Source organism: uncultured Henriciella sp., assembly GCF_964005855.1.
GTDB lineage: Bacteria > Pseudomonadota > Alphaproteobacteria > Caulobacterales > Hyphomonadaceae > Henriciella.
The window spans coordinates 536,983-550,325 of record NZ_CAXFSW010000001.1 but is presented as its reverse complement, the minus strand read 5'-3'; the positions used below and the strand labels follow the sequence as shown (position 1 = coordinate 550,325).

At 62.4% G+C, this 13,343-nt stretch carries 18 protein-coding genes; 7 read left to right on the top strand and 11 right to left on the bottom strand.

All coding sequences use genetic code 11. The features are described 5' to 3' along the window. Positions 1–27 precede the first annotated feature (27 nt). Entirely contained in the window at positions 28–1,227 is a 1,200-nt protein-coding gene (locus tag ABNU55_RS02655; protein ID WP_348764223.1) for an NAD(P)/FAD-dependent oxidoreductase, read from the top strand. A 161-nt stretch (positions 1,228–1,388) separates the two neighbouring features. Beyond that, positions 1,389–1,748, top strand: a complete 360-nt coding sequence (locus ABNU55_RS02650; RefSeq protein ID WP_290758254.1) for a YbaN family protein — start codon at positions 1,389–1,391, stop codon at positions 1,746–1,748. Here ABNU55_RS02650 and ABNU55_RS02645 read toward each other — a convergent pair. The 5 genes from ABNU55_RS02645 to ABNU55_RS02625 are packed head-to-tail and all read right to left on the bottom strand — an operon-like array spanning position 1,715 to position 3,713. After that, positions 1,715–1,993, bottom strand: coding sequence for an HNH endonuclease signature motif containing protein (locus ABNU55_RS02645; protein WP_348764213.1), 279 nt, complete (start codon positions 1,991–1,993; stop codon positions 1,715–1,717). The genes ABNU55_RS02650 and ABNU55_RS02645 overlap by 34 nt on opposite strands. Further along, positions 1,990–2,181 carry a hypothetical protein gene (locus ABNU55_RS02640; protein WP_290749986.1) on the bottom strand — a complete coding sequence of 64 codons (192 nt, stop codon included), beginning with the start codon at positions 2,179–2,181 and terminating at the stop codon, positions 1,990–1,992. Before ABNU55_RS02640 ends, ABNU55_RS02645 begins: the two co-directional genes overlap by 4 nt. Before the next feature lie 56 nt (positions 2,182–2,237). Continuing rightward, the gene (folD, locus tag ABNU55_RS02635; RefSeq protein WP_290749984.1) at positions 2,238–3,125 is read right to left on the bottom strand and encodes a bifunctional methylenetetrahydrofolate dehydrogenase/methenyltetrahydrofolate cyclohydrolase FolD; all 888 of its coding nucleotides are present in this window, start codon (positions 3,123–3,125) and stop codon (positions 2,238–2,240) included. Further along, complete coding sequence (locus tag ABNU55_RS02630; protein ID WP_290749981.1) at positions 3,118–3,405, bottom strand: DUF167 family protein; 288 nt, start codon at positions 3,403–3,405, stop codon at positions 3,118–3,120. Before ABNU55_RS02630 ends, folD begins: the two co-directional genes overlap by 8 nt. Further along, the gene (locus tag ABNU55_RS02625; RefSeq protein WP_290749978.1) at positions 3,405–3,713 is read right to left on the bottom strand and encodes a YggT family protein; all 309 of its coding nucleotides are present in this window, start codon (positions 3,711–3,713) and stop codon (positions 3,405–3,407) included. Before ABNU55_RS02625 ends, ABNU55_RS02630 begins: the two co-directional genes overlap by 1 nt. A gap of 166 nt (positions 3,714–3,879) precedes the next feature. On the opposite strand from ABNU55_RS02625, the gene ABNU55_RS02620 reads away from it, so the two are divergent. After that, positions 3,880–5,100: an MFS transporter gene (locus tag ABNU55_RS02620; RefSeq protein ID WP_290749975.1), complete on the top strand. Its 1,221-nt coding sequence runs from the start codon at positions 3,880–3,882 to the stop codon at positions 5,098–5,100. Positions 5,101–5,159: 59 nt separating this feature from the next. Continuing rightward, the gene (locus ABNU55_RS02615; protein WP_290749972.1) at positions 5,160–5,747 is read left to right on the top strand and encodes a hypothetical protein; all 588 of its coding nucleotides are present in this window, start codon (positions 5,160–5,162) and stop codon (positions 5,745–5,747) included. Between the two features lie 59 nt (positions 5,748–5,806). Here ABNU55_RS02615 and ABNU55_RS02610 read toward each other — a convergent pair whose 3' ends face one another. Beyond that, positions 5,807–6,178 carry a VOC family protein gene (locus ABNU55_RS02610; protein WP_290749969.1) on the bottom strand — a complete coding sequence of 124 codons (372 nt, stop codon included), beginning with the start codon at positions 6,176–6,178 and terminating at the stop codon, positions 5,807–5,809. 186 nt (positions 6,179–6,364) lie between these two features. Here ABNU55_RS02610 and ABNU55_RS02605 point away from each other — a divergent pair, with 186 nt between their 5' ends. Beyond that, positions 6,365–6,613, top strand: coding sequence for a hypothetical protein (locus ABNU55_RS02605; RefSeq protein ID WP_290749967.1), 249 nt, complete (start codon positions 6,365–6,367; stop codon positions 6,611–6,613). Here ABNU55_RS02605 and ABNU55_RS02600 read toward each other — a convergent pair whose 3' ends face one another. Further along, a complete protein-coding gene (locus tag ABNU55_RS02600) occupies positions 6,614–7,387 on the bottom strand; it encodes an SDR family oxidoreductase (protein ID WP_290749964.1) in 774 nt (257 codons plus the stop codon). Between the two features lie 164 nt (positions 7,388–7,551). Between ABNU55_RS02600 and ABNU55_RS02595 the strand changes: the two genes are divergently transcribed. After that, entirely contained in the window at positions 7,552–8,139 is a 588-nt protein-coding gene (locus tag ABNU55_RS02595) for a histidine kinase dimerization/phospho-acceptor domain-containing protein (RefSeq protein ID WP_348764212.1), read from the top strand. Further along, positions 8,139–9,227: a response regulator gene (locus tag ABNU55_RS02590; protein WP_348764211.1), complete on the top strand. Its 1,089-nt coding sequence runs from the start codon at positions 8,139–8,141 to the stop codon at positions 9,225–9,227. Before ABNU55_RS02595 ends, ABNU55_RS02590 begins: the two co-directional genes overlap by 1 nt. 4 nt (positions 9,228–9,231) lie before the next feature. Here the strand turns inward: ABNU55_RS02590 and ABNU55_RS02585 are convergent, their stop codons facing one another. From ABNU55_RS02585 to ABNU55_RS02570, 4 genes are all read right to left on the bottom strand, one after another. After that, positions 9,232–9,525 (bottom strand): 4a-hydroxytetrahydrobiopterin dehydratase, encoded by a 294-nt coding sequence (locus tag ABNU55_RS02585; protein WP_290749959.1) that lies wholly within the window; start codon positions 9,523–9,525, stop codon positions 9,232–9,234. Between the two features lie 4 nt (positions 9,526–9,529). Then, complete coding sequence (locus ABNU55_RS02580; RefSeq protein WP_290749957.1) at positions 9,530–10,147, bottom strand: hypothetical protein; 618 nt, start codon at positions 10,145–10,147, stop codon at positions 9,530–9,532. Beyond that, complete coding sequence (locus ABNU55_RS02575) at positions 10,129–10,782, bottom strand: HAD-IA family hydrolase (protein WP_290749954.1); 654 nt, start codon at positions 10,780–10,782, stop codon at positions 10,129–10,131. The genes ABNU55_RS02580 and ABNU55_RS02575 overlap by 19 nt, the downstream gene beginning before the upstream one ends. Positions 10,783–10,853: 71 nt before the next feature. Then, positions 10,854–13,298 (bottom strand): PAS domain-containing sensor histidine kinase, encoded by a 2,445-nt coding sequence (locus ABNU55_RS02570; RefSeq protein ID WP_290749950.1) that lies wholly within the window; start codon positions 13,296–13,298, stop codon positions 10,854–10,856. Positions 13,299–13,343: the final 45 nt, after the last annotated feature.

Below are 13,343 nucleotides of genomic sequence, written 5' to 3'. Positions count from 1 at the left end.
GATTGAGACTTTTTAGGGATTTGGATCCTGTCTGAGGTGATCGACACACTGGTACTTGGCGCAGGCGCGGCCGGGCTTTTCTGCGGCGCGCGCGCGGGTGAGCTCGGCCAGCGCGTCCTTGTCGTGGACCATGCCCGCAAGCCTGCCGAAAAGGTGCGGATCTCCGGGGGCGGGCGCTGCAACTTCACCAATATCGAGACCGGCCCGAACAATTTCGTCTCGCAGAACCCGCATTTCGCCAAATCGGCGCTCGCCCGCTACAGCCCCTGGGACTTCTGCGACCGCGTCGCCAAGGCCGGCCTCACCTGGCACGAAAAGACGCTCGGCCAGCTTTTCTGCGACCAGAGATCTGGCGCCATCATCGACATGCTCGTCGGAGATCTGAAAGCCGCCGGCGGCGAGATGCGGCTGGAGACCCAGATTGGGGAGGTCGAGCATCGGGATGGTCTTTTCCATGTGGCCACAAGCGGCGGCCCGCTGAAGGCACGGACACTCGTCGTCGCCACAGGCGGACTCTCCATCCCGAAAATGGGCGCCAGCGGTCTTGCCTATGATATCGCCCGCAAGTTCGGTCATGACATCGTCCCGACCCGCCCTGCCCTCGTGCCGTTCACCTTTACGGGCGCTTTCAAGGACGCCTTTTCAGAGCTTTCCGGGGTCTCCTGCATGGTCGATGCGAAGGCGGGGAGCGGCCCGGATTTTCACGAAGCCATGCTGTTTACCCATCGCGGCCTTTCCGGCCCCGCCATGCTGCAAGCCTCGACCTACTGGCACGAAAGCGAGCCGGTGGAGATCGATCTCGCGCCGGGCACCACGCTGATGGATGAACTCGCCGAAGACCGCAAAGCCCACCCGAAACAGGCTTTCTCAACCTGGCTGTCGGGCCGCTTTCCCGCCCGGCTTGGCCAGTACATTTCAGGCTGGCCCGGCATGCCTTCAGGCAAACAACTCGCTCAGCTCTCGAAGGCGGAAATGGACGCCGTCGCGACCGCCCTCAAACACTGGAAACCGGTCCCGGCCGGAACCGAAGGCTACCGCACCGCAGAGGTCACAGCAGGGGGCATCGACACAGACGGGCTTTCCTCAAAGACGATGGAAAGCAAGCTGGTGCCCGGCCTCTATTTCATCGGCGAATGCGTCGACGTCACCGGCTGGCTCGGCGGCTATAATTTCCAGTGGGCCTGGGCGAGCGCGGACGCCTGCGCTCGCGCCATCGCTGATAGATAGGCGGCGCACAAAAGCGCGGCCTGCCCAGAAAATCAGCCAGGGCTCGCCCGCAGACATCAGCCATCTACATCCAGCTTGCCCGGGCGCGGCACATCTGGCACCTGCCAGGGAATGCCGCTCACCCGGCCCGCCGCATTCATGAGGAGCGCGAAGACACTGCCATGCTGATCGCCCGTGTCCTCGGATTCCTGCTGCTTGGCCTTGGCGCCATCGGCATCTTCCTGCCGGTCTGGCCGACCACCATATTCTGGATCGGCGCCGCCCTCTGTTTTGCCCGTTCCAGCCCCGCCATGCGCGACTGGATCTACGGGCGCCCCGGCTTTGGCCCGCCCATCCGCAGTTTCATCGAACAGGGCACGCTGTCGCGCAAGTCGAAATCCGGCGCCATTTTCGGCATGGCGCTTGCCAGCGGGATCTCCACAGCGGTGCTCTGGGGCCGCTGGGCCTGGCTGGCGGTCGCGCTTGCGCTGATCGCCTGCGGCATGGCCTATGTGGCTACCCGCCCGTCTGACCCGGCCTGACGCCTGCCCTTACGCTTGTTGCAATCGGCATGGGCCAGCTGGAGATTGTCCGGATTGTCCGGCCCGCCTGCGGCAAGCGGAACTATGTGATCGAAGGTGGGGCGCCGCCGCTTCCAGATTGAGGCGTGCGCCACCGCGAACCGGCTCTGCGGCATCGGCCCGCCGCAAAGCGCGCAACAGCCTGACTGCGCCTCCCAGAGCTGACTGAAAAACTCTGTGTTCGGCGGGCTGATGCTCTGGCTCACTCTATTTCCCGGCTTTTTTCCGCTTTGCGCTTGGCGAGCAGCAGGACCAGCGCGATCACCGCACCGAGGATCGCGACCCCCGCCACGACAACAAAGGCAATACTGGCCGCCAGCATCACGATGACGGCAATCACCGTCAGCATGAAAACCACGCCTGCCCATCCAAGGAATGTCTTCGGCTTTTGCATAGTGTTTCTCCGTGCAACCGCCTTCCAAACGCACAAGGGCGCCAGGGCGTTCGCACCTAGCCGAGGTTTTGCGGAATATCCCAGCCGCGGCGATAACACGCGGCGATCACCGTATTGCGCAGGAGGCAGGCAATCGTCATCGGTCCGACACCGCCCGGCACGGGCGTGATATGACCGGCCACGGCTTCGCAGGACGCAAAGTCCGCATCGCCGACGAGCCGCGTCTTGCCCTTCCCCTTCTCCGGCGCGTCGATGCGGTTGATGCCGACATCGATGAGGACAGCACCCGGCTTCACCCAGTCGCCCTTGACCATTTGCGGGCGCCCCACAGCCGGAACGAGGATGTCGGCCGTCCGGCAGAGCGCCTCAAGGTCCTTGGTCCGTGAATGCGCAATCGTCACGGTGCAGTGCTCTGCAAGGAACAGAAGCGCCGCAGGCTTGCCGACAAGGATGGAGCGGCCAATGACGACGACATTCTTTCCGGAAAGGTCATCCCCCAGGACCGATTTCGCCAGGATGACACAGCCCGTCGGCGTGCAGGGGCGTAGGCCGTCCTTGCCAAGGACCAGCCGACCGGCGCTCGCCTCGGTCAGGCCATCCACATCCTTGGCAGGCGCGATGCATTCAATCGCCTTCTGCTCGTCGAGGCCCTTGGGCAGCGGCAGCTGCAGCAGGATACCATCGACGTCTGCGTCATGGTTGAGATCAGAGATCAGCGCCTCGACCTCGGCCTGTGTCGCGTCGGCGGGCAGGTGATGATGCAGGGAGCGCATGCCTGCCTCTTCAGTCTGGCGTACCTTGTTGCGGACATAGACCTGGCTTGCCGGATCTTCGCCAACCAGCACAACGGCCAGTGCCGGTGCTGCCGGCAGTGTCGCCACCGCAGCGCCGACGCGCGCTCGAACCTGTTCTGCGACCTCTTTTCCGCTGATACGTTCACCCATCGCCCATCCACTCCTCGATCTGGCGCGCCGCGGCGCTGCCGGGTTCGGTCTCGATGTCCACGCCCTTAATCCGGCTCGTTTCGCCGGTCACCACCTTCACGGCAGATTTTGGCAGGCCGAGCGCCTTTGCCAGCAGCTTTTCGACGGCCCGGTTGGCCTTGCCCTTTTCCGGCACGGCGCGCACGCGCATCTTGAGCATGTTGCGGCCGGTCTCATCCGGCATAACGTCCTCGATCCGGTCCGCCGAGGATTTCGGCGTCACGCGGACCGCAAGCCGCATCAGGCCGGCGTCGCAAAGATGAGCTGCGGGAACAGCCAGTCGCGGAAGAACAGGATCAGGAGCGCCAGGATGAAAACCGACAGGTCGAGCTGTCCGAGTGGCGGGATCGTGTTGCGGATCGGGCGCAAAAAGGGCTCAAGCACCGATTCCAGCATGGAATAGATCTGCCTGGCGACCTGGCCATAGGGCGAAAGAACATTGAACATGAACAGCCAGCTCATGATCACATAACCAAACAGCGCGAACAGCAGAAGCGTCAGGATCGGATAGACGAAATACTGATAGAGCGCCACGACGAGTTCGTGCACGGATCTGTTCTCCTTCAAACTGAAGGCCTGACTAATCTGAATGGACCGCGCTCTGCAATACGAAAGCTGCGCCGCTTCACGCAGGGGCAAGCTCGCAATTGCCGGAATGGCGCTTGCAGCTCTGGCGAAACCCCGCCATCTTCAACTCTGACACGAGGCGGGGAATATGCGTCATCAGACCGGTAGCGAGCAGCCGCTCCGCCCCTTGAGCGGCTGGCAGAAAGGCGTCATCGCCTTTTCAAACGTTGCGATGGGCGCCGGTATGACCATCAATTTCGTGGTTGTCGCCCCGCTTGCTCGGGAAGCGGGCCTTACAGAAATCGAAGTCGCTGGCATTCTCACCCTTTCGGCGGCCATCTATGCCCTGATGATCCCGCAATGGGGGCGCTGGGCCGACCGTTTCGGGCGCAAGCGCGTCATGGTCTTTTCCCTGTTCGCGATGGCGGGGTCGAACATGATCTTCCTCTTCGCGCTGCAGGCCGCCCTGGTGGGCATCGTCACAGGACTGTCGACCTTCTTCCTTCTGGTGTTTACGCGCCTCTGGTTCGGCCTTCTCGCGCCCGGGCTCCAACCCGCCGCGATGGCGGCGATGACCGATGCAACAACGAGCGCAACGCGCGCGGGCGGGCTCGGCATGCTGAGCGCCGCCATGGCGCTTGGCTCCATTCTCGGCCCGGCCGGCTCCAGTGTCCTTGCAGAATTCGGCGCCCTCGCCCCGATCTGGGGCTCCATCGTCTTCTGTGCCATTGCCGGGCTCTTCGTCAGCTTTGCGCTGCCTAAATCGCGTGGCAACCGCGACCGCAGCCGCCCGGAACCTTTGCGCATGCGCGATCCGCGCGTGCTGCCGCACCTTCTTTTCCTCCTCTGCTATTTCATCGCCGTGGGCGCGATCCAGCAGACCCTTGCCTGGCTGATGGAAGACCGGTTCGCAATTGCGGAGGCAGAGACCGTGCAGGCTGTCGGAATCGTTTTTTCCTGTATGGCGGTCATGCTCATTACTGTTCAGTTTGGTTACGTACAGCGGGTTCATCCTTCCCCTCGCCGTCTTCTTCCCCTGGGGCTGGGGTTGATCGCCACCGGCTATACCGCCGCCGCGCTGCTCAACAATTTCCCCGCCATGTGCGCTGCCTTCGCCCTCGTGGGCGCGGGCTCTGCCATGTCGGTGCCGGCGGCCAATGCCCTTGGCAGCCTGTCCGTCGAACGTCACGAACAGGGCAGCGCCGCCGCCCTCCTGGCCGCAGCCCCGCCCTCCGGCTTCATCTTCGGTCCGCTTCTCGGCGCCGCGCTTTACACGCTCGACACGCACCTGCCCCTCATCTTCAGCGCGGCCATGATGGTGGTTCTCCTTGCCTACCGGCTCTATCGCGAGACGCGCCGGGCGGCCTGAACTTGCCCGCAGGCTGAACGCGGCTACCTCTAGGGGGGATGACCAAAGGAGATACCGCCATGAAACGTACCCCTATCGCCATTGCCACCTGCTCTGCCGCACTGCTGCTGGCCGCCTGCGGCGGGCCGGACACCGCCGAAGAAACACCCCCGGCAGACGGCGCCATCGAAAGCGAAGGCTCGCTGACCGACGATCCGGCCGTCGGCCTCGAGGAGGCACCCGGCGGCGATATGGAGACCAGCTCCGAAACCGCCGGCATGAGCGACGGCGCGGTCACCGAGAGCGGCATGGACATGCCGGAAGGCGACACCACGATGGATGATCTTCAGGGCAACTGGATTTCCGGCGAGGACGATCGCTCCGAAATGTCGATCATCGATGGCACAGTCACCATGATGTATGATGATGAGTTGCTCAGCACCGAAACGCTCGAACTGGTCGACACCTGCGAGGATGCGCCGGACGAGACCGCCGACATGCCACTCCTCACAATGACGTCGACCGACACGGGCGAGGAGCTCTGCTACGGCATCCTGGAGCTGAATGACGAGACTCTGGAGCTGACATCCTATCCACGTGGCAACACACTGACCTATAGCCGCATGCCCGTCGGCAGTGAGCCGGACATGGACAGCGACACCCAATAGTCCAGACGCCTGTTCAGACGATAGAAAGGCCGGAGGGTGACCCTCCGGCCTTTTCAGGTTCAGCCCATGGTAAAGGCGTTCAGCTTGTTGCCGTCAGGGTCGCGGAAATAGCCGGCATAGAAGCCATCCTCCCCGCGCGGGCCGGGCGCGCCTTCATCGCTGCCGCCATTGGCGAGCGCGATCTCATAGATCCTGTCGACCTGGGCGCGGTCTTTGGCCTGTAGCGCCACCATGGTGCCATTGCCAACCGTGGCCGGCTGGCCATCAAACGGCTTCGTCGCGGCAATCCCCGCCGGACCGTCCATGCTTCCCCAGGCGATATAGGTCTCGAACTCCATCATCCGCCCGGTGCCCATCTCGGCAGCGATGGCGTCATAGAATTTCGCCGCGCGATCGAGGTCATTTGTCCCGAAAGTCACATATCCAATCATCTGTCCCACCTTTCCTGATAAGGCATGGAACATATCATGAACACACGGCGCCCAGCAAGCGCTATTTGGGCCATCTCCTCGGCCATGTCAGGCTCCGAGCCATCTCAACACTACGCACGCCGGTCCGGAACCCTGCCTCTGCCTGCAGGGTTGCAATGCAATGAACCCGGACCTGTGCAGCCCCCAATGACCAATCGTTCAGCGATCAGCTTCCTCATCTGTGGGATGGCACAGGCGGTCCTTTTCGGGATCGGCATGATCGTCGTGCTGGTCACGCCCCTTGCCGGCTACCTCGCCTATTCCATTCCGGTTGTCGTCGTGGGCAGCGCGCTTCTGGCGGCGCTTGTTGCCTGGAAGGTCGCCCCGCTCATGCGGGCCCGCCACCAGCGCCGGCTCGCCCGGGAGAACAAGCTCGGCGAGCCAACGCCGCACTGACTACATCGCCGAGATACCGCCATCCACCTTCAGCTCGATACCGGTGACGAGCTTGCTCTCATCTGAAGCGAGGTAGAGAACCGCATAGGCGATATCGTCAGGCTCTCCCACCTTGCCGAGCGGGATCTGCCTGCCGAGCTTCTTCAGCGCCTCTTCCTCGCCGAACATCTCCTTGGTGTGATCAAGGATCGGCGTGTTGATGAAGACCGGGTGGACCGAATTACAGCGGATCTGCCCGCCCGTCTTGGCGCAGTGGAGCGCAATCGACTTCGACATATGCCGCACCGCCGCCTTGGCCGTATTGTAGGCAATGTAATTCCCGCTCGCGATGATACCGGCAATCGAGGAAATATTGACGATGGAGCCAAGGCCATGCTCACGCATCAGCGGAATCGCGTATTTGCAGCCATGAAAGATCGAATCGACATCGATCTCCTGCACCTTGCGGAACATCTCGTAATTCTCGTCCTCGACAGAGCCGAGTGAGCCGATACCGGCATTATTCACCAGCACATTCAGCCCGCCCATCGCGTCATGGGCCTCTTTGAGGACAGTCTGCCAGCGCTCCGCGTCAGTGACATCGTGCTGCCAGGAGAAGGCCGTCCCCTCACCCAGATCGGCATTGATCGCCCCGGCCACCTTGGCCGCACCGTCGCCATTGATGTCTGTCACCGTCACTTTCGCGCCCTCGCGCGCCAGCATCCAGGCCGTGGCCTCGCCAAGGCCCTGCGCGCCGCCCGTGATGAATGCCTTCTTTCCCTCGACCCGTCCCATATCGGTCCTCCCTCGGTCCTGTTTGCTGATCTCAACTTCTCCAGTTTCAGCTTGCAGCATCGGCGTCAAGCGACGCTCTACCTGTGATTCGTCTGCTGCAACATGAAGGGTTTTTAAATGAATCGGGCCGACAGTCCGGCCGAGAACAAGGGGGAAAGAGTGCCGTGCCGCAGAACAGAGAACTCAGTCTCACACTGGAGCAGCTTCTAGAGGCCGTCGAACGCGTCGACCATGGCGTCGCCATCCACCGCGAGGATTTCAGCCTCGTCTATGTAAATGAAAAGGCGCGCAGCCACTATCCGACCCTGTTCGCCGAACTTGAGAAGGGCACAGAGCCTTTTCAGGCCATGTATGCGTCCGTCCTCGACACGCTTGAGGAGAAAAGCGGATACGATCCCCTTCAACTCGCCACGGATCTTTACCGCAAGATTCTCGCCTGTGAGGATCTCGATATGTGGACACGTTCGGGGCGCCATATCGAGGTCAATTTCTGCCGCCTGCCCGACGGCGGAATCATGAGCCTCAGCGCCGACGTCACCCATCTGCGCGACCGTCAGCGCGAGCTGCGTCATGCCAAACGCGAAGCTCTGGCCGCAAGCGAGGCAAAGTCGGAATTCCTCGCCGCGATGAGCCATGAAATCCGCACGCCGCTCAACGGCATTCTCGGCATGGCCCAGGCGCTCACGGGCCGCCAGATCGGCGCCGATGAGCGTGAAATGTCACGGCAATCCTCGACTGCTCCAAGTCGCTGATGACCCTTCTCAATGACATTCTCGACCTGTCAAAGATCGAGGCGGGCAAGCTCGACATCGCCCCTATCGCCGATGATTTCCGCCACAGGATGAAACGGACCGAGAGCTTCTACCGGCCCAAGGCCGACGAGAAAGGTCTGTTCCTGCGCGTCATCGTCGACAAGTCGGTCCCCTCCATCCTCGAATTCGATCCTGTCCGGTTCCGCCAGTGCATCGACAATCTTGTCTCCAACGCACTGAAATTCACCGCCGAAGGTGGGGTCATCGTTGCGGTTACCTCTGAGCCTGGCGAAACGCCGGATCACCTTCGTCTCAGGATACATGTTTCCGACACCGGGATCGGCATGGATGAGGCGCAGATTGCCCTTCTGTTCGAGAACTTCCAGCAGGCGGATCGTTCAACCACCCGGAATTTTGGCGGCACGGGGCTTGGCCTCGCCATCACGCGTAAACTCGCCCAGATGATGGGCGGGGACGTGTCTGTGGTCAGCAAGCCGGGCAAGGGCTCTATCTTCACACTCTCCTTTAACGTGGGCGTGCCCGAAGCGGCCAAGGCCGGTGCTTCGGCAGAGCTCGGCGCTGATCAGGACTCCGAGCCAAAGGCGCGTGACAACCGCGTTGTCGACTTCCACGGCAAGACAGCACTCATTGTCGATGACAACCGTATCAACCGCCGCGTCGCCCGCCTTTTTGTCGAACCGGTCGGCCTGCGCGTGATAGAGGCAAGCAGCGGAGCCCAGGCTCTCGACCTGTTGGAGAAGGAGCGTATCGACCTCGTTCTTCTGGACATTCACATGCCTCAGATGGACGGCCCTGAAACCCTGAAGCATATCCGCCAGATGGGCGGCGCGTGCGAAACACTACCTGTAATCGCACTGACGGCCGATGCCATGGCCGGCGACAGGGAGCGCTATCTCCGGCTCGGCATGTCTGATTATGTCTCCAAGCCGATTGATGAGCGCCAGCTCATCACGGTCCTCAGCCGGTGCCTGGCGGAGGCGCACTCAGAAAGTGCACCGCACCCAACAGGCGAGGAGAGCGAAGCGCTCGGCGAAATCGACTCTTTTCTCCAGCGTCTCAGCGCCTGAGCGATCAGCTCAGCTTTGCCGCGAACCCGTCCATCTTGCTGGCAAGATCGATATCCTTCTGCGTGACACCGCCGGCGTCATGCGTGGTCAGCGTCACCTCAACCGTATTGTAGACATTGAACCATTCGGGATGGTGGTCGGCCTTCTCGGCCTGGGTCGCGCTCGCGCTCATGAAGGCGAAAGCGGTTGCGAAATCGTCGAACTTGAACGTCTTGGTGATCGCATCGGTGTCGCCATCGGCCGCTTTCCAGCCATCGACCTTTGCCAGCACGTCTTCAACTTTCATCTTGTCAGCCATGTTCTTACTCCTCGCCTGAAACTTCGTGGACATAATAGAGCCAGCGTCCATCCTCGGCGATTGCGGTACGGATGCCGGGATAGCCGCGCCCTTCCCTTATCTGTGCAATCCCTGTCTCCCCGACCAGTTCCTCCAGCCGCGCGCGCTGGCTGAAATTCAGCCGCTCCGGCGTCAGCGCTTCAGGCTCCAGCGCGGCAAGGTCCGGCCAGACATACCAGGTCTCCCCCGCCACGGACTTCGTGCCATATGGCCCGGCCAGAAGCTCTTCCAGGCGAAGGATCGGGTCGAAGCCGGTGCGCCTCAGCAAATCCCAGTGATCGCTATGGGAGGCACCGGCAAAGTTGGAGACAAAGCCGGGCTGGGCCTCGGCAAACGCCGTCAGGCGGCGAAGCGAATTGCTTTCGATAATCTGCTGAAGGCGCGCCATCGTCGACTGCGCTGCCTCGCTGAGCCCCGCCGGTCCCCTGTCCGGGCCTGCATCCGGCATCATGTAGTCGGGCGCTTTTTCGACCTGCAGGTGCACCTCTTCACGCGGCAGCTCATCGCTGCAGCCAGCCACAAGAGCTGCGAGCGCCAGGAGGCCCGCCGCCCTCCAGAAGGGGCCTACGCGGTCAGCTGCCATCCGGTTGCCGACTGAAGGTCTGTCAGAAGCTGATCCTCATTGAGGACCTTGATCGTTGTCATCCCCATGGCGCGGGCCGGTTTGAGATTGATGCCCAGATCGTCGAGATAGACACACTGCTTCGGGTCCACATCCAGCGCCTCGCACATCAGCGCATAAATGCGCGGATCGGGCTTGCGGATACCGAGCTTGGAGCTTTCGATCACCTCGTCGAAGAGGTCGAACACTTTCTGGATTTCGCCCGCACGGCCCTCGTCGGCCTGCATGCCGGCCCCCTTGCCGACAGGCGCATTATTGGTGATGCAGCCGACCTTCACCTTTGCCTTGCAGCGTTTCAGCGCCTCGACCACGCGCGGGCGCAGATTGCCAGACAGCAGGCCGAGAATGTCCTTGCCCGGCACCGAATGGCCAAGCGCTTCGGCCTCTGCGCGGAACAGGGCGTCAAACTCCTCGGCGCTCACCTTGGACTGCTCCAGCTTGGCCCAGGCATTGGTGTCGCCATTCACGGCATTGACGCCCCGGATGAAGTCCTTTGGCAGGCCCTTTTCTTCCTCATAGCGATTGAAGGCTTCGAAGGGAGAGGAGGTGATCACACCGCCAAAGTCCCAGATCACGGCTTGGATATTGTCTGTCATGCGAAAGCTCTAGCTTGCGGTTCGCGAGGTGTCGACCATGCCCTTCGGAGAGATCGGGACTCCGGCGCCGATCATGCGCTCGCGCGCGCGGGCGTGACGTCCCAGTCCGGCTGACGGGTCACGACAGCCTTGACGGGCAGCCAGCAGACCACTTCGGTCCCGCCGCCCGGCACAGACTTGATGCCAACCGAACCGCCATGCAGGTCGACGAAATTCTTCACCAGCGCAAGACCAAGGCCAGCGCCGCGCTGGTCGGATGAGGTAAAGCTGTCAAAGCTCGCCGCCTGACGCTCCACCTCGATGCCCTTGCCATTATCCTTCACCGAGAGGATCGCCATCTGGTCGACCCGGCTCGCAGAAATGGTGACTTCTCCGCCCGGCTCGGTAAAGCGCATGGAATTGGACAACAGATTGAACAGGACCTGCCGGATGCGGCGCTTGTCGGCATGGATGGTGCCCAGCCCATCCTCGATCTCGGCATGGACATGGATCTCGGTATCGGACGCCTTGCCGACGATGAGGTCGACACTCTCCTGCACCACGTCGGCCAGCTTGAAGTCTTCCAGATCGAGATCCATCCGTCCGGCCTCGATCAGGGCGAGGTCGAGGATATTCTCAATCAGCTTGTTGAGATGATCGGAGGCGGTCAGGATGGAATTCACATTGTCCATCTGACGCGAATTTAGTTCACCATTGGTTTCCGACTGAAGAAATTCTGCATATCCCAGGATCGTCGTCAGCGGTGAGCGCAGCTGATAGCTCACATTGCGTACGAATTCGGTCTTCAGACGGTCAGCCGCCTCAAACGCCTCTGCGCGGCCCCGCAGGGCGCCCTCAACCGCCCGCTGCGCCGTCTCGTCGGCAAAGGCGATCAGCGTGTTCCCGTCAGGCAGCGGCTGGGTGATATAATGCAGCGTCGTGCCATCGGTGCGCTGCATCTCGCCTTCAGTCGGCCGGCGCGCGGCCGCGGACGGATCGGTGATATGGCCCTTGATCTCGCTCCACAGCATCCGGTCACTGAAAAGCGGCAGGCAGGCTTCGATCACATCGTCATAATCGGGCGTATTCTTCACATCCTGCGGGTCGAGCGCCCAGAGCGATTCGAAGGCCCGGTTCGAAAGTTTCAGCCGGCCGTCAGACCCGAACACCGCCACCGCCTGGCGCAGACTGTCGAGCGTGGAGGTCTGTGTCTTGATCAGCGCGTTGAATTTCGTCTGCAGGTCAAGCTCACCGGTAATGTCCTTGAACAGGAGCAGCAGGCCGCCCATCGGATGGCGCTGGCGCGTCACCTGCAGCGTGCGCCCGTCGGGCAGCGACCACTTGTCTTCCTCGATGCCGGAAATGTCCTGATAGTGCGCCAGCTCATCGGCGCGCCAGCGGGCATATTCGGCCTGCGCGGGCAGCTTGCGGTCCTGACGCAGCCGGTCCAGCAGCTCGCCATGGGTCGGCGAGTCGAGCAGATAGCCTTCCTCAAGATCCCAGATCGACGAGAAGGCCCGGTTATAGAAAGTCAGCCGCCGGTCCGGCCCGAAGATCGCCACCCCGTCGGCGACATGGTTCAGCGTCTCATCATGCGCCTTCACATGGCGGTTCAGCTCCTCACGGGCGGCTTCCTGTTCGGACACGTCGAACGCCATCGCCCCGGCCCCGCCTGAAAGCGGAAAGCTCAATATGCGCATGGAGCGGCGCTCGCCGTCGACCACCAGATTGCGGATCGCGTCGATGTCGCGACCCTCGGCAATCGTCTTGTGCAGCTGTTCGGACGCCTTGTCATCAAGCTGAAGCTGCTTGTCGAGCGCGTGATCGAGCGACTTGCCATCGACCGCCTCGATATAGGCCTCGTTCGCCCATTGCAGGCGGCCGACGCCGGACACCCGCCAGGCCGGGAAAGGCGACTTGCCCAGCATGTCGAGAAAGGCTGTGGGATCGCGCGCAATGATCTGGCGCGCCTCTTCCAGCTTGCCGCGCGCAGAGCTTTCTTCCAGCCCCTTGATGGTGGAATCGGTGATCCAGACGACGGCCCGCGCACCAGCTGTGCGCCCGTCCGCCTCAAGGAAGCGCCCGGACGGCCCGATCAGCGTCAGCGAGAAAGGCTGGCCATGTTCACGCAGCTCGCGCAGGCGTTCGCGCAGCGTCGTGTCCTTGCCCGCCCCGTCGCGCGCTTCCAGGTCGGCAAGGCCCTCAATGATACGGATCGCCGGATCGTCGGAGACCGCATCGTCGGTAAATTTCAGGAGGCCTGCCAGCGCGACCGGCGAGCCGTGGATTTCCGGCGCCGCGATGTCGTCATCCTCATCCTCCAGCACGTCGCCCTGCCAGACGAGGATCACGCCTGGATGCGCGCCCAGAACAGACTTCAGTTCGGCGAGCCCACTCTCTGCGTCCGCGGCTTTCTCGCGATACTTGCGCGCCGCCCCGCGTGCGCCGTCAGAGGTGCGCAGCGCCCACAGGATAAAGGCCAGCCCCAGCGCCAGCGCGCCGGCCGCGATGATCAGGGAGACGTTCTCAGCGGTCATCCTTACCCTTTACCCGAATCGTGGGGCCCGGAAGGCCCAAGTCCA